The sequence below is a fragment of the Streptococcus sp. P25B114 genome, assembly GCF_053010325.1.
Window position 1 is genome coordinate 1 of record NZ_JBRKNW010000019.1, and the last position, 24272, is coordinate 24272.

Annotated in this window: 22 protein-coding genes and 2 pseudogenes; 1 reads left to right on the plus strand and 23 read right to left on the minus strand. The window is 33.5% G+C overall.

The genetic code is table 11. From position 1 onward, the window contains the following. Positions 1–392 precede the first annotated feature (392 nt). The 6 genes and pseudogenes from ACVC7T_RS08940 to ACVC7T_RS08965 all read right to left on the minus strand — a co-directional run bounded on the left by ACVC7T_RS08940 (position 393) and on the right by ACVC7T_RS08965 (position 6976). On the minus strand, positions 393–1598 hold the full coding sequence (locus ACVC7T_RS08940; protein WP_394731377.1) for an MFS transporter: 1206 nt from the start codon (positions 1596–1598) through the stop codon (positions 393–395). Then, positions 1595–2854, minus strand: coding sequence for an ATP phosphoribosyltransferase regulatory subunit (locus ACVC7T_RS08945; protein WP_394731378.1), 1260 nt, complete (start codon positions 2852–2854; stop codon positions 1595–1597). The genes ACVC7T_RS08940 and ACVC7T_RS08945 overlap by 4 nt, the downstream gene beginning before the upstream one ends. Before the next feature lie 3 nt (positions 2855–2857). After that, the gene (locus tag ACVC7T_RS08950; protein WP_394731379.1) at positions 2858–3793 is read right to left on the minus strand and encodes a S66 family peptidase; all 936 of its coding nucleotides are present in this window, start codon (positions 3791–3793) and stop codon (positions 2858–2860) included. 5 nt (positions 3794–3798) lie between these two features. Further along, positions 3799–5058 carry an ATP-grasp domain-containing protein gene (locus ACVC7T_RS08955; protein ID WP_394731380.1) on the minus strand — a complete coding sequence of 420 codons (1260 nt, stop codon included), beginning with the start codon at positions 5056–5058 and terminating at the stop codon, positions 3799–3801. Positions 5059–5085: 27 nt separating this feature from the next. Continuing rightward, positions 5086–6168: pseudogene (locus tag ACVC7T_RS08960) on the minus strand (asparagine synthetase A). After that, on the minus strand, positions 6083–6976 hold the full coding sequence (locus tag ACVC7T_RS08965; protein ID WP_394731382.1) for a class I SAM-dependent methyltransferase: 894 nt from the start codon (positions 6974–6976) through the stop codon (positions 6083–6085). Before ACVC7T_RS08965 ends, ACVC7T_RS08960 begins: the two are co-directional and overlap by 86 nt. Positions 6977–7219: 243 nt before the next feature. Between ACVC7T_RS08965 and ACVC7T_RS08970 the strand changes: the two genes are divergently transcribed. Then, positions 7220–8068: a helix-turn-helix domain-containing protein gene (locus tag ACVC7T_RS08970; protein ID WP_394731383.1), complete on the plus strand. Its 849-nt coding sequence runs from the start codon at positions 7220–7222 to the stop codon at positions 8066–8068. Positions 8069–8337: 269 nt separating this feature from the next. On the opposite strand, the pseudogene tnpA reads toward ACVC7T_RS08970, so the two are convergent. The 17 genes and pseudogenes from tnpA to ACVC7T_RS09055 form a co-directional block, all read right to left on the minus strand. After that, positions 8338–8852: pseudogene (gene tnpA, locus ACVC7T_RS08975) on the minus strand (IS200/IS605 family transposase). Positions 8853–9196: 344 nt separating this feature from the next. Further along, the gene (locus ACVC7T_RS08980; protein ID WP_447262821.1) at positions 9197–11059 is read right to left on the minus strand and encodes an SAG1250 family conjugative relaxase; all 1863 of its coding nucleotides are present in this window, start codon (positions 11057–11059) and stop codon (positions 9197–9199) included. Beyond that, the gene (mobC, locus tag ACVC7T_RS08985; protein WP_394731385.1) at positions 11046–11411 is read right to left on the minus strand and encodes a plasmid mobilization relaxosome protein MobC; all 366 of its coding nucleotides are present in this window, start codon (positions 11409–11411) and stop codon (positions 11046–11048) included. Before mobC ends, ACVC7T_RS08980 begins: the two co-directional genes overlap by 14 nt. Positions 11412–11413: 2 nt before the next feature. Next, on the minus strand, positions 11414–11776 hold the full coding sequence (locus ACVC7T_RS08990) for an SAG1252 family conjugative relaxosome accessory protein (protein ID WP_447262822.1): 363 nt from the start codon (positions 11774–11776) through the stop codon (positions 11414–11416). Between the two features lie 342 nt (positions 11777–12118). Beyond that, a complete protein-coding gene (locus ACVC7T_RS08995; protein ID WP_024394065.1) occupies positions 12119–12361 on the minus strand; it encodes a hypothetical protein in 243 nt (80 codons plus the stop codon). 53 nt (positions 12362–12414) lie between these two features. Next, positions 12415–13482, minus strand: a complete 1068-nt coding sequence (locus ACVC7T_RS09000; protein WP_222311140.1) for an Abi family protein — start codon at positions 13480–13482, stop codon at positions 12415–12417. Positions 13483–13659: 177 nt separating this feature from the next. Continuing rightward, positions 13660–13956, minus strand: a complete 297-nt coding sequence (locus tag ACVC7T_RS09005; protein ID WP_447262823.1) for a hypothetical protein — start codon at positions 13954–13956, stop codon at positions 13660–13662. A 49-nt stretch (positions 13957–14005) separates the two neighbouring features. Then, complete coding sequence (locus ACVC7T_RS09010; protein ID WP_024408868.1) at positions 14006–14395, minus strand: DUF5945 family protein; 390 nt, start codon at positions 14393–14395, stop codon at positions 14006–14008. Further along, positions 14392–14619 (minus strand): DUF5965 family protein, encoded by a 228-nt coding sequence (locus tag ACVC7T_RS09015; RefSeq protein WP_012775533.1) that lies wholly within the window; start codon positions 14617–14619, stop codon positions 14392–14394. The genes ACVC7T_RS09010 and ACVC7T_RS09015 overlap by 4 nt, the downstream gene beginning before the upstream one ends. A 27-nt stretch (positions 14620–14646) precedes the next feature. Continuing rightward, on the minus strand, positions 14647–15747 hold the full coding sequence (locus ACVC7T_RS09020) for a DNA primase (protein WP_447262824.1): 1101 nt from the start codon (positions 15745–15747) through the stop codon (positions 14647–14649). A gap of 40 nt (positions 15748–15787) precedes the next feature. Beyond that, positions 15788–16426 carry a peptidylprolyl isomerase gene (locus ACVC7T_RS09025; RefSeq protein ID WP_395376528.1) on the minus strand — a complete coding sequence of 213 codons (639 nt, stop codon included), beginning with the start codon at positions 16424–16426 and terminating at the stop codon, positions 15788–15790. A gap of 1400 nt (positions 16427–17826) precedes the next feature. Beyond that, the gene (locus tag ACVC7T_RS09030) at positions 17827–18426 is read right to left on the minus strand and encodes a response regulator transcription factor (protein WP_318817283.1); all 600 of its coding nucleotides are present in this window, start codon (positions 18424–18426) and stop codon (positions 17827–17829) included. Next, a complete protein-coding gene (locus ACVC7T_RS09035) occupies positions 18404–19258 on the minus strand; it encodes a sensor histidine kinase (RefSeq protein ID WP_238140085.1) in 855 nt (284 codons plus the stop codon). Before ACVC7T_RS09035 ends, ACVC7T_RS09030 begins: the two co-directional genes overlap by 23 nt. Positions 19259–19908: 650 nt before the next feature. Beyond that, on the minus strand, positions 19909–20604 hold the full coding sequence (locus ACVC7T_RS09040; protein WP_024381912.1) for an ABC transporter permease: 696 nt from the start codon (positions 20602–20604) through the stop codon (positions 19909–19911). Between the two features lie 9 nt (positions 20605–20613). Then, positions 20614–21333 (minus strand): ABC transporter permease, encoded by a 720-nt coding sequence (locus tag ACVC7T_RS09045; protein WP_395375963.1) that lies wholly within the window; start codon positions 21331–21333, stop codon positions 20614–20616. Continuing rightward, positions 21311–22225 (minus strand): ABC transporter ATP-binding protein, encoded by a 915-nt coding sequence (locus tag ACVC7T_RS09050; RefSeq protein WP_447262825.1) that lies wholly within the window; start codon positions 22223–22225, stop codon positions 21311–21313. Before ACVC7T_RS09050 ends, ACVC7T_RS09045 begins: the two co-directional genes overlap by 23 nt. Then, positions 22197–24266 carry a cysteine peptidase family C39 domain-containing protein gene (locus ACVC7T_RS09055; RefSeq protein WP_395375968.1) on the minus strand — a complete coding sequence of 690 codons (2070 nt, stop codon included), beginning with the start codon at positions 24264–24266 and terminating at the stop codon, positions 22197–22199. The genes ACVC7T_RS09050 and ACVC7T_RS09055 overlap by 29 nt, the downstream gene beginning before the upstream one ends. Between the last annotated feature and the right edge of the window lie 6 nt (positions 24267–24272).

A 24272-nucleotide genomic window follows, 5' to 3' on the forward strand; every position in this document is an offset into this window, starting at 1 on the left:
GGATTTAGGAACTTTACGAACTTTAAAAACAAGATATATATTGCTTTAAACATCAAAAATGAGAGAACGAATTTCGTCCTCTCTAGGTGTTAGCTTTTCATCTACCCACTACAGTTGACAAAGAGCCAAAAAAGGCCAATGAGCTAACTCATGACCTTCCCAGGACACAAAAGGTTGTGCCACTATTTAGTGTAGCGATTATTAATCAAATCGTCCTTTCTGCAGAACATTTTTCTAGTTTTTGAGATTAGTACGAAATCAGCAAAGAATTTACTGATAAGGACGATTTGACTATCATGTAGCAGTCTATGGAATAGTATAAAACGAGCAACTCTACATTAAAAGTCTACTTTTAAAAAATGGTTTTGACTCATCTATATTAACTAATCTTACTATCTTTCACTATACTTAATAGAGATTCCAAATACTAAAGATAATATTAAAATTGACATTCCTATTATTAAGAAATTAAATAAATTATCAACATCTAATAAAGAGGAAAATATACCTGTACCGATTGGCATGAACAGTACTGCAACAGTAAATATTACCCCGAATACCCTACCTAAATATTGATTACTTACCTGCTTTTGTATAAGAGAGAAAAATTGAATATTGAAAACTGTCAAGAATAGATTAAAAAGCCCTGGTCCCAACATAATAAAAAACTGGTTCTTATAAATTAAATATAAAAATGGAGTAGCAATTAAAAATATACTTGAGACACCCAATTTAACGACTAAACTAAAAATTGATGCATCTTTCTTTAACCTACTACTTAATATTGCTCCTAATAATCCTCCAATAGCTTCTGCTGTCAAGAATAAACCATATAGTCCATCAGATAGATTGATAAACATACGATGAGTATATGGTAATAAAAGATTATATCCGGCTAAGAAGAAATTCACCAAAGAGGATAAAATTATAAGAAATAGAATCTGTTTATTATCAAATATGTACCGAAAACCTGAAGCCATATCACAAAAAATACTTTTTACAGAGAAGCTTACTGCAGCACGTTCAAAATTTAGCGGTTCTATACAAAATATCAAAATAGAAGATATTATAAAAGTAATACCATTTAATAATAAAACACCTTGAAGTTTCAATAAATTGTATAACAATAATGAAAAAATAGGTAGCACTAATCTAATCGATGTACTTGCTGTTTCCAAGTAAGAATTTAGTTTTGAGATGGATTGTTCACTGACTATTTCTTTCGTTAACGCCTTGTATGAAGGAGATGAGAAAGCAAACATTAATGATAGAATCCCATTCCCGACCAACACAAGGTACATTAATATATTTTCGCTCCCGACAAATGATAAAGCTATACAAAACAAACCATTTATTAAGTTTGTTGATATGATAATTTTTTTCCTATGTGAAAGATCAGCAAATACTCCTCCGAACATATTAAAAATAACAGCAATTACTCTTTCAATTGCTTGATACATAGCAACAAGACTTAAGGAGTTAGGAGCAATATTAGCAAGAAATGTATTATTGGCAAAATCAAAGAGCACATCTCCTACTAATGAGATACTTCTACTGGCAACCAAGTAATTAATATTATTTTTCTCTCTATTTTTCATTTATTCTCCGTTACCTTCATTTCTTTTTTCTTTTTTTCTATTTTCTGCATTAATTGTTCTATATATGATGAATCTAATTTGGAAGAGATTATCTTAAAATTACTATTTTCATTAACTAAAATGAAAGTGTCGTCTATATAAAATTCATTATTAATGATTTTCTTTCTTTTTTTAAAAGAACACGGGAGTATCGAAAAATTGGATATACAAAGATAGGTCATTATTTCCCTCCATAAAATATAAGTATTTTCTACATCATCTATCGGAATTAAAATGACATACCTTGACTCTCTCTCTTCTAAGTTCAAAAATTGCGATAAAACAGTTGTACCAATTCCCATACACACACCTGGAGTATTAACTTTATTAAATTTAGAAGTCATAGCATCTATTCTACCACCATCCGCAATATCATAACAGCTTCCGGTTGGATCAGTAATGAAAATTTTGTAGTTCATTCCTGAATAATGACCTGTACCATATAAATTAGATAGAGAAAAGTAAATTGGACAATCCTCAATATATTTGGAAAGAAGTTCACATAATTGAATTACTTTTTTTATTTCTAATTTTATTCGCTCGTCTATTATTTGAGAATAATAGAAAGAGAGATTACTATATAAAATTTTATCAAATTGAAATAATTCAATAATCTTTTCTCTATCTCCCTTCTCTATATCAATTTTTGACATTGCTGAACTAATGTCCCTATTTGAAAATCTTAAATACTCAGACAATCCTGGAGATATTACTTCTAATATTCCTGTATTAGAAATTAAGATATAATTGACCTTAATGTCTTTTAATTCAATTAAGGTTTTCCAAGTTAGATATATTACTTCAACATCAGCAATAGATGATTCAATTCCCCATACGCCAATCAATGTCTGATAAAACATCCTTCTATATCCTGAATATGACGGAATTCGATCCCTAAAAAGTAATCCAGTCTGGATAAACTTTAATGGAACTTGAGTGGATAAATCAGAAACAAATCTTGAAATGCTCATCGCTAAATCAGCTTGTAATACATACTTTGATTTTTCCTTCATACGATGTACTTCAAAAATTTTTGATGGGTGAACTTTAGTTGCCTTTAAGTATCTATCCGCTTGTTCAATTAATGAAGTTTGAATTTGTTCAAAGCCAAACTCCCTAGAGTTTTTTAAGAATCTTTGATGTATCAAATTTATATTTTTAATCTCATCATCGAAAAGATCATACATTCCCGTTATTTTTGTTTCTTTATATTCCACTTCTTAATCCTTCTCAAGTATTAAACTGACTTCTCCACCTATAGGAACTAGATAACTTGGATGCGTATGCCCACAGTCAAAATCCAACAATATAGGGATATCCCGCTTGTCAACGAAATTTTGAAGAAGCCAGATAATTTCATCTCTTCTTTCAAAATATTCAATTTTAGAAATGATCAAGCCAGATATTTTATCAAAAACCCCATGCAATGCTAATGTAGAAAAATTTCTATACAGTCTCCCAAAATCGCTAAAAGTTTCTTCCAATAATAGAATGGTATTTTCATCTATTTTGGGCATATAAGAAGTACCTATAATCCCAATAATTGTATCTAAATTTCCAGCAATTAATGTCCCTTTTGCTCGTCCATATTTATATATATGCCATTCGTTTTCTTTAATTGTCTTTGGTTTTACAAAAATTTCCCAATTTGATCGTTCATCTGTCCAGTAAGGTGGTTGTTTATAACTGATATCTCTATTTTCTTCACTAAAGAGAATATCATTCAATGAATGATAGCTTAACTCATTAAAAGGGGGAAATTCTCCGTAATTGCAAATCAAACTCTGTGACATAAAAGTAATCTTGTTTGTTTTAGCATATAAAGCTAATGCAATCGCTGTTGTATCTGAATAACCAATAAATATTGAGTTGCTTTTTCTATACTTCTCATAGTCCAAATAAGGCAAAACAGAATTTGAATTATATCCCCCTATACTTGTGATGACAATATCCACTTGATTAAATAGTTGATTAATTTCTTCGCTTCTTTCAAATACACTTCCCGATAGTTGATTTTGACAAATTTTTCCTGCTAATATCCCATGAGTGACCTTAAATCCTTTTTGTTCTAAAAAACTTATCCCTCTATCATATCGTTTCTTATATAAGAAGCTACCAGAAAAAGATGGAGAGCACACTCCTATGGTACGCTCCAAATTTCCTAATTTTTTTTGATGGTAAATGAATTTAATAATTTTTTCATTTCCTCCTGTAAGGTTTCATAATTTTCATTTTCTAAGCAGACATATCCAAATCTTTCATTACTCCAGTTAATGGGTGTTGGTAAAACTGAACCCTCACTTTTTAGCATCCCACTATAAAATATTTTAGATTCTTTCGGAATTTCATAATCAATTCCTTCAAACTTTTTCCCATAATCTTCTGGACGTAATTTGAAAAATACAATTCCAGAAAATCGATCTGTTTGTGTATCTACAATTTTTCGAATACCCATTCTAGCATGGACATAGCTATCATAGAAATTAAAACTTTTATCTGCGAAACTATTCGTCATAAGTTTCGGAATAAAATCACCGCCAATTCTAGCACCGATTTCAATTAAATAAATTTCTCCATTTTTATCAACTCTAAATTCTGCATGTGAGGAAACATTATGTAATCGCAATACATTGTGTAGTAATTCTCCCCATTTTAATACTTTCTCTTTTAAGTGATAAGAAATATTAGCTGGGAAGATGTGACCAACTTCATCCATAAAAATTTTATCATCTACAATTTTTTGAGTAATTCCCAATGGATAATATTCAGAGTTTACGATAATACTCTCTAGACTGTATTCCTCTCCTTCTATATACTCTTCGACAAGAACTCGAGGCTCCAAATTGTAAATATCACCTAGTTCATATACTGAGTTGGCGATGTAAACAGGAAACTTAACCGAAAGGAGTTGCCCAACAACTTGTTGCAGTTCTGAAAAATTATTTACTTTTTTTACACCAATACTAGATAAAAAAGAAGTTGGTTTAACAATCAAAGGATATTCCCAATTAATTAATTTTACTGTATCAGAAAACTGATCAATAATCCTATATCTTGGTGTTTTTATTCCTGTAGCCTCACAAACCATCCTCATTCTATCTTTAAATCTAAATGGTTGAGAATCTAATTTAGAGATTGGGCTTAAATTAAGTTCTTTAGAAATGTCATCTGCAATATGTGTCATTGCCTCATCCCAACAAGCAACCGCATCAATGTTAGTTGAAAGTTCTCTAATCTTTTCAACTACTTTTCCCCAATTTTTAAATTCAACTACAATTGAATCATTAAAAATTTCAGGATACATAGGAGGAATTTCGGAGATAGAGATAAACTTAAAGTCTCCATTATCTTTTATGTAATCATAACACAAAGTAATCTCAGGTCCTCCACCTACTACCAATACAGTTTTTTTCATTTGCATAATCTTCTCCTTTCAATTAGACATCATTTACGGAACGATATTTTCATTATTTGATCGACTGATTAGTGGAATTTTTCTAATATCTTCACAGCCTAAAATCCACATTATAAATCGTTCAACTCCTAAACCAAAACCTGATGTTGTTTTTGGTGATAGTGTTTTCATTTGTAGATACCATTCATATTGATCCCTATCAACATTGAGATTAGACATGTTAGTTAATACTTCATCCACTGTATCACAACGTTCGCCACAACCTACCACTTCGCCAATTCCCATTAGTAAATCGGCATTTCTTGTAGTTTCCTTATCATCATCTAATTTCTGATAAAATGGAACACTCTTTGCAGGATAATTTGTAACCCAAACTGGACTTCCATAATGCTCTAATATTTTCTTCTCACCTAAATTTGTTAATTGGTAGAAATTATGAATCTCATCTTTTACAAAAGCTTTTTCATCATTCAGTAATTTTCTTATCTCATGAAATCTAACACGTGGAATATTCAACTTCAAGAAATTCTCAATATGGGTTAAATCATATTGTTGTGACAGTAAAAATTCCTTATGCTCTTCTAATAATTTATGACATAAAAATTTTAAATAGTCATCAATCAGAATCATAACATCTTCTAAAGTTCCATTTATCTCACTTTAGCTATGATAAAATTGTGATAGATGTCTTTTGTCTGTCTCTTCTCCTCTAAATGTCGGCATTACATAGTGAACTCCTAATTTATCAGGGAATAAACGAAGAAGGTATTCAAGATGGAACTGCATTGAATCTGCAAGATACACCTCGTTCTCAAATAATTTAATCTTTACAGGTAGAGAGTCACTTCCTAATCCCATAGGACTAGTTATACTTCCAGTTGTCACCGGTAAATGTACACTTATAATTCCTTTACTTCTAAAAAATTCAAAAGTAGCATTTGTTATTGTTGAATGGATTAATCCAACAGTTCTTAAAAAAGTATCACTATTTAATATCTTCAAAAATTTGTTATCAACTATAGGGGTATTATTAGACATCCCACTCTTCCTCCTCTTTACATATTGTATATGGATCCATAAAATCATCTTCAAAGAAAAATTCTCGCTGTTCAGCATTAGCAGTATTCCTCAAAATAACAATCATAAATGATAGATATTCATGATTATTATTGAAAATATCCATTATCTCATACCATCGTTTTCTAACAGCGTTTTTTACTAGATCATCTTCACCTTTTAGGGGGTTAGAGCTTTCAATAATATAATCAACATACTCATTCAATGTCTGTAGACTGCGTTTCCTCATTTTTTTCTCTTTGAAGTTATATAACTCAAATCCAGAATTTAAAAACAACTTCAACCAATAAGCTCTACGCAGAGGCCTTATCGGAAAACCTAATACTTTTTCTAAATCAGTTAAGATTTTTTTGGGAACTGGTTTATGATAAAACAACTGTGTTACAGCTAAAAAACCATTAGCTTTTAAAACTCTACGGTATTCTGAAACTGCTATTTTTCTACTTTTTTCTGCAATAAAGCCGTTCGCACCTCCTGTGACAATAAGATCAAAATACGAGTCACTAAATCTTAAATCGCTTGCATCTCCAATTTCAAATGATACTTTTCTCTGTACCTCAGCGGATTCGCCACTGAGTAGTTCTTGAGATTTTTTTACTGCATTTGCATTTACATCTATACCAATAATTGTAGGATCATCCAAAATTTTAGCCAGTTCAATAGATGTAAAGCCCGTATTAGAACCAATTTCTAAAATATTTGATTTTTTAGAAATATGAGTATAATTAACAATCTCAGATATTGTTCTCTTTCCTCCAGGACAACGATTAGTCTCTTCAATGTAAGACAATAAATCGACATAATTCATCTTTTCAATCAACTCTAATTTTTCATTTATGCTAGCCATTATGACTCTCCTATCTATATTTTTGAATAATACATTCAAGACTATAAGCCTTTAGGATATTCCTAAAGGCTTAGGTGTGCACCTAAGCAATTTATCCACCGACGATAATAATTATATCCATAACCAACATCATTATTGGTATGAGCTTTAAAATTTTCTTCATCACAGGCTTCCTTTCCGTTTTTATTTATTGTACAATAAATAAAACTAGAAAAATTTTTCGTTGGGAAAGTGGGAAATTAAATGAAATCAACTCTTGGAAAAACATTGAGAAAAGTAAGACAAGGGAAACAAATCAGTCTACATTGTGTAGCAGATGAGCATCTCTCTAAGTCACAAATATCTCGTTTCGAACGTGGAGAGTCAGAAATATCTTGTGCTCGACTCATCAATATTTTAGATAAATTAAACATTTCTTTAGATGAGTTTCTTATTCTTCATAATAGTGATTATACTAAAACAGAATCATTTGCTAATTTAATACAATACATTCGTAAACAATATTCATCAAAGAATATAGATAATATAACCTCTTTACTTTCAAACTCTTCAAAATATAATTTAAATCCGTATGAGAGAACCATGGTAAAATCTATTCTACATACACTGGACAATAATATTGTTCCAACAGATGAAGAGATACTTCAACTAATAGACTACCTTTTTAAAATTGAAAAATGGGGTTACTACGAAATCATATTATTGGGAAATTGTGTTCGAACAATAAAATATGAATCTTTCTTCTTGCTCACCAAAGAAATGTTAAAAAATTATATATACTCTTCTTTGAATAAGACTAATAAAAAGTTAGTTACTCAGCTATCTATTAACTGTTTAATATCAAGTATTGATGTCAAACAATTGGAAAACTGTAAATATTTAATACAGGAGATATCACTATTACTAGAGAACGAACTAAATTATTATGAGCAGACAGTTTTCCTCTACGCACAAGGATACTTTGAATTCAATAACGATACTGAGACTGGAAAATTTAAGATGCAACAGGCATTACAAGTTTTTGAAATACTTAGAGAAGAAACTATTCATAAGCAATACTTAGAGCACTACTTAAAAGTTATAGAAAAATAGACCAAGCTTATTCTCGATAAAAAATCGCAAACAATCTAAATATATTAGCAATTATTAATTTCCAGATTTTGATAGTTACTTGCGATTTTGCCATTCTGACGACTACACTGCTGCAAGATTTCAAGGAATCATGACCACCCGTCTAATGGGTGGTTTGAACAAGGGCTATAAGCCCATAACACCAGCCAGCGCCTAAAGACGCTGGCTTTCACCTTGTTCAAGCCTAACTGCTTTTGACTCATCACTAGCCTCTTAAAGAGGCGTTAGTACTACTTGCCATTATCCCTAAAGGGATCTTCATATTCTTTCACACTCAGTTTATCAAGTGCGATATCATGTTAATTCGCCTTCTTATTTCTAAACTCATGAAAAAATCATCCACTGGATAATTTCTTTGCTCCTGTATATATTTTTTAATCGTGGCTTCATTAGGTCCTACCGTGCTCACGTAATAACCCTCTGCCCAAAAATGGCGATTCCCAAACTTGTATTTAAGATTAGCGTGTTTATCAAACATCATAAGAGCACTCTTACCTTTTAAATTGCCCATGAAACTGGAAACGCTGATTCTTGGTGGAAGACTAACTTGCATGTGAACATGATCTGGCATTAAATGTCCTTCTATAATTTCAACACCTATATAACTACACAAACGGCGGAATATCTCTCCTATACTGCTTCGATATTGATTATAGATGACTTTTCGTCTATAATTAGGGGTGAACACAATGTGATATTTACAATTCCACTTTGTGTGTGATAAACTATGTGCTTTTTGAGCCATATTTTTCTCCTTTCGCTTTACTTTAGGCTTGAACACCTTTATTGTATCGCGATTGGAGTTTTTTTGGCATAACCTTTGATGCGCACCCGCATAGCGGGTGGTTTATTTGTTTCGCACCTGCGGAGCGAAACGGACTAAAGTCACATAATACAAAACTTTCAGCTGAAACGTAAATTTCAGTTTAAAGTTCTTAAGGATTATGTGCCGTCACCCTGTTTATCATAAAGTAGATACTCTAAAATAAATTAAAGTTAAGATTGCAACACCACTTAGAAGCAATGAAAAGTTTTTATCCTATAGAGATTCTTTTAATTTTTTATTAAAATTAAACTATTTTAGAAATTCTAAATCTCCAAATCAATACGTGTAGTCTGTAATCTGTCCCGACTTAGAATATCTACCAAGCTCTCCAACTTTCTCACATGATGTTCATAGTCATCTATTTCTCTATTCAGATGTTCTTGACAACCTTCTATCTCCTTCTCCACCTCCTCCAGTTTAATGGCCGGTGTCAGATTCATCTTAGCATAATCATACCTAGCTAACCGTCTGTTCTCTGGGTCTGAGTTGTTGAGATTGAGCAGGACTTCTGCGACCTTATTCAGATGAGCAACCTTATCCTGCAAATCCGTAATGGTCAAATCCAGCTGGGCAATTTCGTTGATGAGTTCGTCTTTGATTTCTTGGTAGGACTGGTTGTTGAGGTCTAGCTCGATAAAAAAATTGAGCTCTGCTATTTTCTCTTTGAGGCTGGTCATGGTCGGGCGTCTGCGTTTAGGGATATGCTTACTGTCCTGAGTGAGTTGGCGGATTAACTCCCGTCCTCGCATGTAGCGGTTGAAGTCAGAGTTCTCTTTATTGTAGATGAAAAACTGGGCTGTCTCTCGAATAAAGACATGGTAGGACTTGCCCTGCTCGCTCTCATGAATATCCAGGTTACGGTTTGGTATGAAGACCAAGCCGTCTTTTTTGATACCATAATTGATTCTGACAAAGAGACCGTCCTTGACTAACTTGTCAATCTGGTGCTCCGCTAATGCAACTTCAAACTCCTGGACCTGGTCTCGTTTTTCTTTGAAATCCTTATAGGCCGCCAAGAGTTCCTCAATTGGGAGCTTATTCTGGTTCTGCTCTTCTTGGTAGGCTTCAAAGTCTGAGACCAGGTTAGCCAAGTCATGTTCTGGTGTGATGTCGCTTTTATCAAAATAATCCTCCAAGAACTGGACATTGTACAAGTGTTTTGTGCTGACCTTTTTATTCTCCATGGAAATGGTTCGGTCGCCCTCTTTCAAGGTAAAGGTCACATGCTTTTTCTTCGGGGAGATTTTCAGGTTTAACTGCTCTGCTATTTCCAAAAGATGAGAGAGGTTTCGTGCTCTGGGCAAGAGAAAATCCAGTCGCTGCTCAATAGCTCGTGCCGCAAAATGCTCTCTGAAATAATCCTCGGTGTAGGGCTGGCGCTTATACAGCTGATGGCCGCGAATGACCTGCTTCATGTCTCGGTCGGTCATGAAAAATCTGGCATGCTTGCGAGAGAAATCCATCTCCACGTTGAGAGCGGGAGCCTTGACCACAAAGTCCTCAAAGTTCTTGCTGTTCTCCATGAGAAAATAGAGCCGCTGCTTGAGTTCAAACTTGTGATTGGTCTTGCGATAAGTTTCAAACTTCTCATGCGAATAGCGATTGGGCGGAATAATCTTTGCTCCTGCTTCCTTGGCCAAGCGGTCAGAAATCATGCGAAGATTCCTCTCCTGGGCATAGTCCCACTTGAGCTTCTTCTCAGAATTGAGGTCAATGGCATTTATCAGGATATGATTATGGATATGATCCTTGTCTGTGTGAGTCGTGACGATGAAACGAAAGTTGCCCCCTGTCAACTCCTTGATAGTCTCGTAACCAATGCGATTAATTTCCTCTGGTGTCAGCTTGTCTTCAGGAGAAAATGATTGAATCAAGTGGTGGGCATGGATTTTGGTATGCTTGAGTTGCTGGCGGTCGTTTCTGGAATCATAGAGCCGATCATTGTTGGTCAAGTTTGCCTGATACATCTCCACCAATTCCTCATAGCTGGGAAAGTCCAAGTAATTGCTCATGCCAAAATCAGAGACCAGTTTCAGCTTCTTCGTCTTTTCTGGATTGAGAATATACTTGATGAGGCTCTTACGATACTTGGTGCTATGCACCGCAAAGTGTTTAGTGACGACCATAAAACTCCTTCAGCTGCTGGCACTTGATGTTAAAGTCCTTCTCCACTTCCTTGATGAGTTGATTAATCCCCTGCACCAAGAGCTCACGGTCGATTGATGTTAGAAGATGAGTTTGATTGACGGTCCGTGCAATTTGGTTTATGTTATTTCCGATACGTTTCAGTTCAAAGACCAGGTCGTCATAGTTACTGGTATCAATGGTCAGAAAGGTCGTATTGGGATTGAGCAGCACCTTTCTGGCATAAGCAGAGAAATTTTTACAGCCACTCTGCCCGATATGGTCGTTCAAAGTTGCTAACTCCTGGTCCGTCAGAAAGACTTTTTTGAGATTGGTTCGGTAACGATTTTCCATGTCTATCCTCCCATGTATTTGTCACGAAAATCTGTACTGAGTAGGATAGACTTCTCGACTTCTGCCATCAACTCCTGCACACAGGTTAGGATAATTCGCAAGTGCTCTGCCGTGACCTGCTGGGTCTGTTCGGCCATGATAGTCACTTGTAAAATGTCTCGACTGATTTGTTCAATCTTCTGGGACTGCCAGAGGGCAAACCAATCCGTTACTGCCTGCTTCCTCTCAACCAAGTCCATCAACTTTTGACGGACAAAGGGAGAGAATTGCTCTGCGTGTTCCTGCTTCATCAGCTCCTGAATCTGCTCCAGTTCCTCTGGTGTCAGATTGATCTCCTTACGGATAATGCGATAGTGGTCTGTCATCTCGTTATACTCCTTCTCTACTTGCCTCTATCGGGTCTAACCCGATACCGTATCAGATACGGGGGGCTTCCTTCAGCCTCATCACTTCGCTTTTCGGCTTTTGCGAGCTCAGTTATTGTGTCCACAATAACCTAAAATCTAATCGCCAGCTGAACCCAAACCTTACAGGTTGGTCAGCCGACGATAAGAAAACATGGTGGCTTCGCCCCCAAACCCCCAAGAAAAAGTCAAGGGTTGATTTTCTAAAACTAGATAGAGTGTAACAAGAGAGAGCTGAAAAAATTATCACAGGAAAAGAAAAAGAGCCATTTGGCTCTCGAAAAATTTCTGAAATGAAATAGCTTAACCTAAAACTTCAAAATCATCACTACCATCGGCTTCACCTGTTAGACACGTGAAGCACATGTAGCTCCCTACCAGTGCACTCCCTGCTACCCAAATAGGAGATCCACAATTCATACACCTTGCCCCTCCTTCTTTTTCTTCAAGTACTGCACGCAAGGTTTCTTCAAGCTCTTTGGGATTGATGTCTGGATTATTATTGGTAGTCAATTCGACAAATTCTTTGATTGAAATAAGATTCAATACTTTACCTCCGTTCTAATCTATTTTTTAGTCCGTGTCCATCTAAGCACTTATCATATCTTTATTGCCAATAAATCCATCCAATTTTTTGGAAAACCATAGTGTCTCAAATCCACTTGTTCTTGATTACTTTCTTCCAGAAGCTTTTGTAATTTTTTATTCCAAAAATTCTTAGTTTCTATGGACATTGACAAGATAAGATGTCTCATTGCTATAAAATAGATAAATAGTGTCTTGCTATCATTCTCTGAGTCTGTCACTAGCAACTCTCTGTCAGAATGATGAAAAGCTGGCAGTATATGGTGTAAGCGACCATATAATCTGCCATTGTGTGAGCAAATATTCCTAAGATAACGAAGAGCGTTACACCAAGACAATAAGATTTTAGCTGGAATGTTATCATCCTTGTCCAAGGGAAGACTAATATAGGCAGCAACCTTATTTCGATATTCTGGTTGTAGGGCAACGAGGAAGGACGCTATATTTCCAAATGTCATTAAACGAAAAACGGTCCAAGGTAACACGACCCCATATTGGTTAATCTGATTCTTGATTGTGGCATCATCTTGTTTTTCCAAAATCAATCGTGACAAATGATATTTTGTTTTCAAAACAATATCCAGCCTCTTAGGATTTTCTTTTCGGTATTTAGATTGTTCTGAATAATAGAGAGTATCATCTTCAAAAATATAAGAAGTTTTATTGTATCCAATCGTCAGAGCATCAGCTGTACTCTTCTTCAAAAAAACTTCGATACGCTCCAATATCTCTTGAAGAAAATTTCTAAAGTAGCTATCAAATAAGTAAACTCTTTTTGCTTCTATGTATTTTCTGTCCACCAACTTCCCATATTGAGAGAATGATTGGAAGTCTATATCTCTTAAAAAGTCAATACAATCCTGTTTATAAAAATCATCATTCCCATTGTATTTGAAAGACCAGTTAGAGTTTTCTTTCATATGGACATATAACTGTTCTTCAGTTAAAGCCGGCTCAAGAGAACATTTTAATTGAGTTGGTGCTAATACTGGTCTATAAACCAACCTAGTTTTATCAGTAATATCTAAATCTAACGGCAAATAGTCCTTAAAATTTATTAATTCAAATACATTATTAGGCATAAAATATCTCTCCGCAATATGAAAAAAGGCCACCTAGTTATACATTGCTGTACCTTCGATGACTTCTAATCTAACTAAATTATACCACAACACCTCCTACTAAGCAAGAAATATTTTTACTTCGTTTGATTCAACGATGACACATATTTCAAAAAACAGGCCAAAATAATTGGTCTGTTATTTGTTATTATTGCTCTCTCGCCTACCTTGTCTAAATCTCTCAATGTTTTTTTCCAACTGCTCAGTATTCAGTTTATTTTTCGCTTCTTGGATTGACTTATCAAGAATTTGTTCCTCATCGGTTATAATGTCCCTAGATATTTCCACTCTCTCACTAGACTTGAAACTTGAATCAAAGACCACATCTAGGAGTTGTTCTACTTTGGTTAATTCAGTATCTGACATCTCAGATAGTCGATGAATCAGTCGTTTAAATTGATCCTGGTTCTGTTTTTTCTTTTGAAAAAATTTCATTATCTTCTCCTTCAATTGTAAAAAGGTAGCCCGCATAGGACTACCTGACTTATAAATCATCAATGGCTACTGAAATAGCCTGCAACTTTTTATTTTGGATTTTCTTTTCATCAATCAATTGATGAAGTTCTTCAATTTGCTTTTGACAGGCTGAAATATCCTTGTTATTTTGTGCAATGGTATCAGCCAAGTGTTGTTTATAGTCACTTGTGATATTTACCTTCTTCGGCTGACTTTGTTTAACGGTTGATGCGAGCGTTTGGTCATCTTTATATTTTGACTCCTTTTGTTGTTGTTCAAAAGCAGCCACATAGTCTACTTCTTCAATTGGTTTTTCATCCTGTTTATGGAAGAGTGCTGCGATTTTAGCTCGTTCTTCATGGGACGATGTTGGTTTCACATCGTCTAGTGGCTGATCAAAATTCCATGTTTTACTCATTCTGTATCCTCATTTCTGTAATTTGAGTGTAGTGTGGTTTCTTTACCAAAGGCTTGCTCTAGTGCTTCATGAAATGACAACTGACTAGATTGTTGCCGTTTGATAAAGGTACTGTACATAGCTGTTTGTAGTTGGTCACGATAGTGTTCCAATTTCTCTGTCTCACGTGAGACCTTTTCTTCTTGCCTAGCTACTTTTTCAGCCAGACGTTCAATCACACTCATAGGGTGTCCTCCTTGTCACATTCTAGATTATGATAGCGGACTTGATTTTGTTATCACATCAAAAGTGTGCTCTCGTTTAGGTGGAGGATGATCTCTAATGACTTTTGTTTGGGCTGACTGGATAAGATCTCTTAAAGATAATTCCTTTTGTCGTTTCACAATATCATTCCAATCTAACTTTGTTTCAAGTCCTTGCAATGGTGGTAAATCTTGAGAAAGCGGAAGTCCTTTATCTGACAGTTTCTGACAAAATTCTCTTCCTGCCTCATCGTTATCAACAGCCAATGTTAATGCATTTGAATGAGTTTGGAAGAAGGTTGTCGTCTCTTGTATTGCCTGAAGATAATGACTAAGTCTGCTTGGATTTACTGTATCTAGAAATGCCAATTTCCCCTGTTCCTCTGCTGCTAGACGCAAGGTCTGATAAGCAATCACAGAAAGTTTTAAACCTTCCATTGAAATCAGGCGAACATCGGATAATTGCTTTTGGTAAAGCTGATAATAACTCATCATATCGATAACTGATTCACAAAAAATGAGTCGCTTAGGATTCCCAATATCGAAACTAATACCGACATAGCCATGAGATCCTTTCATGATTTTTTTGAGATAACCTCGATCGTGTTTTTCTTCATTTTTGACGAGACCTTGAAGGCTTGCAGACTGTAAGGTCCTATTATGGTCATAGCATTTAAACACTAATACGGGCCCCGATTGATAAGTAGCTTCAGCAAGCAATCCTTGTCTGCCAAAGGAATTGATAGTCTGATCACTTAGGCCACGGATATCTTTTAAGTAAGAACGTGCTATCTGAAAGGGTTCTTCATGCAAATAATATTGAAACGGTTGATAAGTTTCTTCTATCACCTTAGCTTGTTCAAAGCCTCCAGTTTCAAGGTAAGACAAGGCTTCTTTGAAAGACACTCCTGCCACCAACTGAACAAAGTCAATTACATCCCCTTGTATATCTCTTGAAAACCATTTGAAAGTATTGGTATCCGCAAAAATCCGAAAGGAATCATGGTCTGGGTGTTCATAAATGTATCCTGATACTCGTCTAAAAGAATAACCCAGACTTTCAGCCACATCTAAAATGGCATTTTGTTTTACTGCTTTAATTCGTGTCATTTTGTCTCCCTATCAAAAAAAAGCAGAAGACTGTCTCCTGCTAGTTGTTCTCGCTTGTTGTAGTTCCTTGGATCGTTGGTATGCTGGAATTGGCTCCATCTGTTGCTTCTTTCATGTCCTCCAGTTTCCCATTCCAAATGGTCAACTGATTAACCAGGAGCTTGTCGGAAACTTTGGAGTAGGATAACATAACCGTCTTGATTTCTGTCTGAGTGGTTCGCTGTTGTTGCTCACTCAAATCAGATACATAGGTCACTTGATAGGTAACTTCCGCAAGTGCAACATTGCTTTCTGTATTGACATAGATACTCGCTGATTCAAATCGGTAGTCAAGCATATAATCTTTATAAACTTGATTAATCGCTTTATTCTGACTTGCTTCCTCTTCTGAAAATGCTGAGTCCGTCATATAGGGTTTGATACGAGTGTTATTTTCACCCAGCTGAACCTTGGTGAAATATTGTGTGAGAAATTCTTTGACAAGCTCATCTGATAGGACTGTCGCTCTTTCCTCCTGCTTTTCCTTTGTCACAAGTTTATTGGCTTCTGCTCGTATTTGGTGCTCAGTTTGTTTTGAAACGGATTGTGAGCCAATCGTATAGCCAATCATGACCATAAAACTGACTGCGATTAAACCTCCTACTCCAATCAGAAATCGAGCTTTCACTTTATTTAACATGGTTTACTCCTTTATTAGTGATAGCCACATCATAACAAGAATGACTTGGAAAATTTATCACACAAAAAATATGAATGACTACAAATTATACTCTGTAAAAATCAAAAATAGCAAACTAGAACCTATTCAATAGATAAAGATGTTGAATTATAGTTCGTTGCGTTTTGAAGTAGCCAGCTCTATTCCAAATTCTACTGAACTAATTTTCAAAAATTGGTGCTCAAACATCTTTTCAAGAAAATATAGCTATAATGACTCTTTAAGAAAATTAAAAATTTTCACTCCAATTACTTTAAAACTGAGCCAAATAACTTTATTTACCGGATTAACTACTTTGTAGAATAATTTAAGCTAAATATTTTTTAGATATGCTACAATAAAAGACTTATCATATAATTTCTGTAGTAACAATCTATACAGAGGCTATAGTTTTTTGAGTATACAAAAAAGTTCCACAAGACCTCCCTAACCATCATTAGGAAGTGCTTATGGAACAATTTTAGAATACAACAGTACTCTTCGAATTAGAAAATAAGAACATCAAATCGAAACTACTTTTTCAAGTCAACACGCATATCACTATTCAGCGTGAACTTGATTACCCAGCTCCAAACTGCCTTAGTCAGATGTTATTTCCAACATAAATCTACAGTATCTATTCTGAATATCAAAGAGATGCCAACTATGTTAAAACCCAAAGATGTCTTCTTCAGTGTAAATCCTGTAAACAGATGACAGTCACTGAAGTGTCTCTCATCACGAAAAACACCAAATCTCACAACCCATCTGCATAAAGATTACTCAATACTACACCGAAAAACTCACCGACACTTCCACTACCTAAAGACTCCCTTTCTCAATCTCTGTCGTACAACAGCAGTTAGAACTACTATCTGACTGAATTTCCCTATTCTAACACTAATTTAACGCAATCGATAAGCTCATCAAGGATATCAAACGTCAGTCACTCAGTTTTCGACAAGTTACAAACTTCAGAAACAAAATTCTAAACTAACTTAACATCAAAAAGATAGAATCAATCTGCTCCTCTCTCCTATAGATTATATGTCTCCTGCTACAGCTGGCAATGGGTCTTTTTAACAACCAAATTATGACCATCTGAATAATTTATAACTTCTCAAATGTAGAAGATAGTATATCTTTGTATTTATTCTACATTATTGCTTTCTAAATTTTAAACTACATACTAGAAAGACTATGAATAACAAAACATCGACAACATACAGAGACCTACTCTCAAGAAATATTCGGATAGCATTGAATAGAAAAAACATTGATAGAGTTAATAACGCATACGGTATTACTTTTTTCATAAATTTGAACCTCCTTTACACCAGTATATCTAAGTTACAATACAAAATCATGAGTAAAAAGGGTAATTATTTAATATATCCTAACTTCTGAGCTTTTATAACAGCTTTTAACGTTGAATCAACTTCGAGTTTTTCCAATATATTTTGAATATGATTCGTTAGCGTTCTATCAGAAATGTAAAGGAATTTAGCAATGTCTTTTCGTTTTTCGCCATTTCCCAAATGTATAAGTATTTCTTTTTCGCGTTCTGTCAATTCATCTATAAAATAATTCTGATTTGGAAAATAATTTTTCCCATAGGAAATATCTTTAAGAATCTGAATTAATCTTTTGGAACTTATATTTTTAGGAACAAATGCCTTTACTCCTATCTTCTGAGCTTGATATTCATATACAGGTAAATCAAATCCCGTCAATAATGCTATCTTGGAATCAGGATACTCCTCTAAAATATCTTGAGCTATTCCAAAGCCATCCGTACTAAATTTATTGTCTAAGTTAATGTCTAATAGTATCACTTGGTACTCAATTACTTTTGAAAAAATGCTTTTAAATTCATCTTCATCGTTCAATATATCAATGTGGATATCCGGCTGATACTGATGTATAGTTAAGGCTAAACTCTCTGCAAACAGGATATGATCATCTATTAATAAAATTTTCAATTGCCTTCTCTCCCTCCATCATCAATTTGATATCGACTCTTAATCCGTTAGAGTCCACTTGCTCAAAAGTAATAGTCCCCCCTACTGACTTTACTTGTTCTTCCAAGACTAATAATCCGTGTCCATGTTTAAATGGTTTTAACTTTTGATAATAGCCATTATCCATAACTGATAAAGAGAGTTCTCGCCCATCTCTAGCCAATTTTACAGTAACCGTTTGAGCATTGGAATACTTATAAGCGTTATTAACGAGCTCTCTTAACCATCTATATATTAAAAAATCATAAGGAGGATAGATAGCTATGTTTTTTGCTGAATAAAAGTTCAGAGAAATATTCATTTTAGGGTAACGTTTTTCAAATGCTTTTAGCATCATACGATAGTTATCATACAAAGATAAGCCTTTTAGTAATTGAGGACTATACTGATTCATTCGCTCACGAACAAAAGTATTGAGATACTCTAGTCTTTCTTCAATAATTTTAACTGATACACTTGGATTATCTAAACGAGATAGTTGAATTAAAGCATTGATATCTTGAAGAATATTATCATGCAGGAAATTCGCAAACTCTTGTTTTAAAGCTTCTTCTTTCAAAATTGAATTGATCCCTACATGTTCAGATTGCTTACTTCCAGTTATTAGTCTATAACTTTCTCCAACTAACTGGAAAAAGTACTGAAAATATAAAATAATTGTTACCGTTTCAAGAACAACTAGACTCGTTCTCTTTAAAATTAGAATAAACAGAACAATATATAATAAAATCAGAAAAATAAGTGTTAATAATTGTTCTCTTTGTTTAAATACTGCATCATTATGATAAAACAAGATGAGTATTAATCCTGTAATTAGAGCTAAAAAATAAAATAACCAGAACCCAGAAAATAAAGCTGATGAATTAAAAAAAATGAAACCAATAGAACTGAAACAAATCATGAGGTAAAAGATTAATAACATTAGCCAATAAAATCTATTGGAGTCATTTCTATAAAACGTTTGCTTGTTCCTTAGAAGAACAATTAAGAGAGCCATCGCGAACGTAACTACCAAATAAAGTGAAAAGGCAATACTAGTCAATCTTGGAAAAAGTAAGCTTACACTCGATAGAAGTCCTACTATCACCACAAATAGATAAAAAGAAGTCTGTAACTTTTGAAAAAACAAGCTGAGCGATATAGATATTAACGAAGAATAGATTATAATGCCAATCATATACTGTATCCATGGAGGAAATGCGGAATCTCCTATGACAAACAAAATTGAGTGACACTGACAAAGTCTGATTAACCAAATAATAAATTTGCTAATCTTAGACCTAGTAGATATTGCTCTGTGCAAAATAAAATCCAATAACAATAATACATTTAAAGCAAGCAAAAACAAGATATTTTCGATGTTATTTAGAAAGCATTTAGCGGACAAATAGATTAGTCCTGTAATAAACAAAGCATAATACGCTGTACTTAACAAATTTCTTCTCATGTCTTACTCAAATCTATTTTTTTCTTACATAATATTATACCAATAAAAGACAAAGAAAAGACTAGAAAAAATGCTAAATAGTGGGTTACAGTAAATGATTTAAAATTTGCTAAATAACTTAAATAGGAGTAGGGGTTAACAATCCATGTGATTTCTCCCAGAGGGAAACGTCCAACAACGACTCCTACAATAGCCGTTAAAATCGGTAATACATAATTCCCGCTTGACTGATGTATCAGTAGACTAATATTGATGAGTGCAATAATACTTAAAATTGATAACAGTAAAAATAAGCTATTATCAATAATCACATTAAGGGCACTTTCTCCTCTCAAGGAAATAAAAATCAGTGGAATCAAAAAGTGACAAAGAAATAAAATTGGCATTACTATCCAATAAAATTTCACTATAGACCACTTTATCTGTTGACTAGATATTCCTTTTATTGTTAAGTTTTGAAAAGCAGTATTCTCAACTTCACGGTGCAATGAAATGATAAGAAATATAGGAATCATCACTGGTAGTAAAAAATTACTATATAAATCTAGACCTGTCACAAATAAAACCTTCGATGGAATTTCTTTAATCGTATATCCAGCGTAGCTTTGAAAAATGACTAAAAACATACCTATCCCTATGAATACGGGAGCTAAATAGGTTCTCTTATACTTTAATAATTCTAATTTCCACATAATTCCCTCCTAAAGATGAAACTTTTTAAAAACTACTAAAAGAACAGCACCACTCCATATAATATTCTCTAAAGTGATTACTAAAATTATAATTGGATTGAGAATACTAGAAGTTATCAGATAAGAAATACCATTTATCGGGAATACATAAATAAATATATCATTAGAGGCAAAAAGTGTTTGTAACAGAATAAGAATAATAACACTGCTTAGAGCAGATAAACTATTTTTTTCTAGCAGGTGAGTACAAAACTGAAGTGTGATCGTGAGTAAGCTGAAAAATATTGTTGATGATAACACTAAGAATACCGTAGACCAATCAATCGTTAAAGATAAATAGGTCTGTGTAACTATAACAAAGAAAATAGTTGACAGTAATTGATAAAAAATAAAAGATAGAATGACTGTAAAATACTTTGAAAAGAGAATTTTATTTTTCTTCCCTATCCCCAAAAGCAACAATTCCCAAGTATGGTTATTGTGCTCGCTTGAAGTAACAAAAAAGTTAGTAATACCATTTACCACTATACTCACCAATCCAGAAAAACCTAAAAAAATTATCATAGACTTCTGAAAAGGTGTTTGTGCTATGTCCCCAACTTGCACATCTAATGATTTAATGATAAAAACCGTTCCTAGCATTTGCAAACAAAAAGTAATGCCAAGCAATAACAAGGCTGTTGGGGTTCCTACAAACCTCTTTATTTCATTTTTTATCAATGTGACCATACACTTTATCTCCTTTCGTTAAGTCTAAGAAGATTCTTTCTAGGTTTTTATTTGGTGAAACCTCCAAAATATCGATTCCTTCTTGTACAATTAATTTTATTAAATTTGGTATATCTTTTTTGTAAGAATTTATTTCAAAATGCGATTCTTTTCGAATAAAAGAGATATCTCGAACTCTCAAAATATGTTCAAAAACATCTGGATTTGCGACTTCAAAAAGATAAGAGCTGTCCCTTTTATTATAAAGTTCAGAGAGTGTTCCCTCAAAAATAAGCTCACCGTCATGTATTATACCGACCATATCTGCAATCGTTTCTATTTCACTAATATGGTGACTTGATATAAAAATCGTTTTTCCTTCTTCTTTAGCTAGTCTGTATAAGAGTTCTCTGATTTCAACAATTCCTTTCGGATCTAATCCATTCGTAGGTTCATCTAATACCAATATATCTGGATTATTTAAAAAAGCAAATGCTAAACCAAGACGTTGTTTCATACCAAATGAGAACGAAGACACAACTTTATTGCGAACTTCACTTAGGCTCACCAGATTCAAAACTCGATCAATTTCTTCTTGCGGTTTTTTGAGAACTTCTTGTATAATAGCTAAGTTTTCATAAGCTGTTAAGTTTTTATAGTAACTTGGTGTACTAATAAAAGCTCCTATTATTGACTCCTGATTTTTTAAGTCGTTAAGACTTACACCGTCAAAGTATATGTTACCTTTTGTAGCAGGTAATAATCCAGTAAGGATTTTCATCGTTGTAGTTTTACCAGCTCCATTAGCACCAATAAACCCATAAATTTTCCCTGAAGGAATCCTAATAGTGACATCGTTTAAAATGATTCGATTACCATATTTCTTACTTATATGATTTATATGTATATCCATTTTCTCCCACTCCTAATTCTAATTGTTTTGATCCAGGTTGAATTAATTCATTATCATGTGTAATAATAATTTTGGTTGATTCAAGAGCATTAATAGCTGCCATGATAGCTTTTGCGTTTTCAGAATCCATATTACTTGTTGGCTCATCTAAAATAATAACCTTATATTCTTGCAAAAATAATCTTAGCATTCCTATTCTTTGACGTTGACCAGTTGAAAAATTAGTACCATTTTCCAATATAAATAAATTTTCAATATTTAAAGCATGAGGAAATATATCTGAAAGATTTGCTTTATCAATTGCTAACATCAGTTCTTCAATAGTATAGTTTGGACAGAATAATTTCAAATTTGATTTCAGAGTACCTTTAAAAAGAATTGACGGATGTGATATATAGCAAATATCTCTTCTTAAATCTAGGTTTTGGTCTAGTAAGTTAACTCCTCCAATAATTATATTTCCTTCATTACCTTCCCCACTAATACTTTGTAAACCTAGTAAAATTTTTACTAAGGAGGTTTTGCCGGTACCTGATTTTCCAGTTATAAAAAGAGTATCTCCTTCCTTAAGAGAGAACGAAAGATTTTTGAAAAGATATGTTGATGCGTCGTCGTATCTATATGATAACCCATCAACATTAACTGTGCCGTTTTGAATCTTCGTAAAGGTTTTAGGAATTTGTTCTTCTCCTACCAAGTCTACAAGTCTTTCAATATTTGGATACAGATTAGCCATGTTAATTAGGCTACTTACAATTCCCATCGTGGGAGAATACAATATCATAGCCATAGAACTGATTAAGGCAATTTCCCCACTTCTTTCAGGATTCAATAACACTATAACTAGGCTCATAATAGAAATTAGAAGAGAAAAGAATGTCGAAGTGGCTTGCTGGAATGTTATTGATTTAGCTTCTACAATTCCTCTATCAATCTGCGACTGTACATAATCTGATAAACTACTTTTGATTTTTTTTAGATAACGATAGGTAATTCCTGAACCTATTAAAAAATTATAAGATAGAATACCATCATTAGCAACACTTCGAAGTATAGACCGTTTATAACTTTCATTTTTGGATAATTTCATTAAAATAGTGATGAATATACAGTTAATGATAGCAATTAGTAAAAGTAGCAAAATCAACATACAAGCATAGATTCCAGTGTTTAATATTAAGTATAAACTTGCAAAGAAAATAAGCATTATTGAGATAATCATATTAGGTACTTCAACTGCCAAAAATCTACAGATTTGAGGATTAACCGATATTCGTGACATGATGTCGCCACTATGGTATCTGCTTATTTCAGATTCAGTTAGACTAAATAACTTCTCGTAAATATTAACTGTTGATTTTTCTTCAAGAATTATTGTTTTTTGATTCCGAAATTTTTCTAAAATATAGTTCAAACCAGTTGTTAACCATATAACACCTATTAAAATAATTACTTGATTTATATTAATGTCTCTTGTTGATAATTCATTTATTAATTTACTTATTAAAACAGGTATAATTAATAATAATATATTGTAACCCACCAAAACAGTAGGATAGACTTTTCCAAATTTCAAATTCCAAATTTTTGTGTTTCTGATCTTAGATACTTTATCTCTTAGGGATGACTTTCGCTTTGTAAAGGATTGATTTGGTCTTAGCTCCATACAGTATCCTGAAAAGAATTTTATAAATGTATCTTTGTTAAGAGTTTTTCTACCATAATTAGGGTCAAGTATAGTTACCTCTAACTCGTTGTACTTTTCTAGCACTACAAAATGTGAGAAATCCCAGTAAAGTATTGCTGGAAGTAGTATTGATGACATCCCTTTCATATTAACTATCCTAAACACAGTAGCGTCTACACCGAATTGTTTTGCAACGTTCTTTATATCTCCCATGCTCCATCCAACAGCGGTATTTTTATATTTATATAGTTCTGATAACTCAACATCTCTTCCTAAATAGTCCAAAATCATTGCTAAACAGCATGGTCCACAATCATTTTGTTGGGATTGTAGCTTTTCTCTTATTTTTTTCATTGGCAT

What these genes read in the sequence shown, in the direction of transcription:
- ACVC7T_RS08940 (WP_394731377.1), bottom strand. Translation starts at nt 1,598, where the DNA reads ATGAAAAATAGAGAGAAAAATAATATTAATTACTTGGTTGCCAGTAGA.
- ACVC7T_RS08955 (WP_394731380.1), bottom strand. Translation starts at nt 5,058, where the DNA reads ATGCAAATGAAAAAAACTGTATTGGTAGTAGGTGGAGGACCTGAGATT.
- ACVC7T_RS08965 (WP_394731382.1), bottom strand. Translation starts at nt 6,976, where the DNA reads ATGGCTAGCATAAATGAAAAATTAGAGTTGATTGAAAAGATGAATTAT.
- ACVC7T_RS08970 (WP_394731383.1), top strand. Translation starts at nt 7,220, where the DNA reads ATGAAATCAACTCTTGGAAAAACATTGAGAAAAGTAAGACAAGGGAAA.
- ACVC7T_RS08980 (WP_447262821.1), bottom strand. Translation starts at nt 11,059, where the DNA reads ATGGTCGTCACTAAACACTTTGCGGTGCATAGCACCAAGTATCGTAAG.
- mobC (WP_394731385.1), bottom strand. Translation starts at nt 11,411, where the DNA reads ATGGAAAATCGTTACCGAACCAATCTCAAAAAAGTCTTTCTGACGGAC.
- ACVC7T_RS08990 (WP_447262822.1), bottom strand. Translation starts at nt 11,776, where the DNA reads ATGACAGACCACTATCGCATTATCCGTAAGGAGATCAATCTGACACCA.
- ACVC7T_RS09000 (WP_222311140.1), bottom strand. Translation starts at nt 13,482, where the DNA reads ATGCCTAATAATGTATTTGAATTAATAAATTTTAAGGACTATTTGCCG.
- ACVC7T_RS09005 (WP_447262823.1), bottom strand. Translation starts at nt 13,956, where the DNA reads ATGAAATTTTTTCAAAAGAAAAAACAGAACCAGGATCAATTTAAACGA.
- ACVC7T_RS09010 (WP_024408868.1), bottom strand. Translation starts at nt 14,395, where the DNA reads ATGAGTAAAACATGGAATTTTGATCAGCCACTAGACGATGTGAAACCA.
- ACVC7T_RS09015 (WP_012775533.1), bottom strand. Translation starts at nt 14,619, where the DNA reads ATGAGTGTGATTGAACGTCTGGCTGAAAAAGTAGCTAGGCAAGAAGAA.
- ACVC7T_RS09020 (WP_447262824.1), bottom strand. Translation starts at nt 15,747, where the DNA reads ATGACACGAATTAAAGCAGTAAAACAAAATGCCATTTTAGATGTGGCT.
- ACVC7T_RS09025 (WP_395376528.1), bottom strand. Translation starts at nt 16,426, where the DNA reads ATGTTAAATAAAGTGAAAGCTCGATTTCTGATTGGAGTAGGAGGTTTA.
- ACVC7T_RS09040 (WP_024381912.1), bottom strand. Translation starts at nt 20,604, where the DNA reads ATGTGGAAATTAGAATTATTAAAGTATAAGAGAACCTATTTAGCTCCC.
- ACVC7T_RS09045 (WP_395375963.1), bottom strand. Translation starts at nt 21,333, where the DNA reads ATGGTCACATTGATAAAAAATGAAATAAAGAGGTTTGTAGGAACCCCA.
- ACVC7T_RS09050 (WP_447262825.1), bottom strand. Translation starts at nt 22,225, where the DNA reads ATGGATATACATATAAATCATATAAGTAAGAAATATGGTAATCGAATC.
- ACVC7T_RS09055 (WP_395375968.1), bottom strand. Translation starts at nt 24,266, where the DNA reads ATGAAAAAAATAAGAGAAAAGCTACAATCCCAACAAAATGATTGTGGA.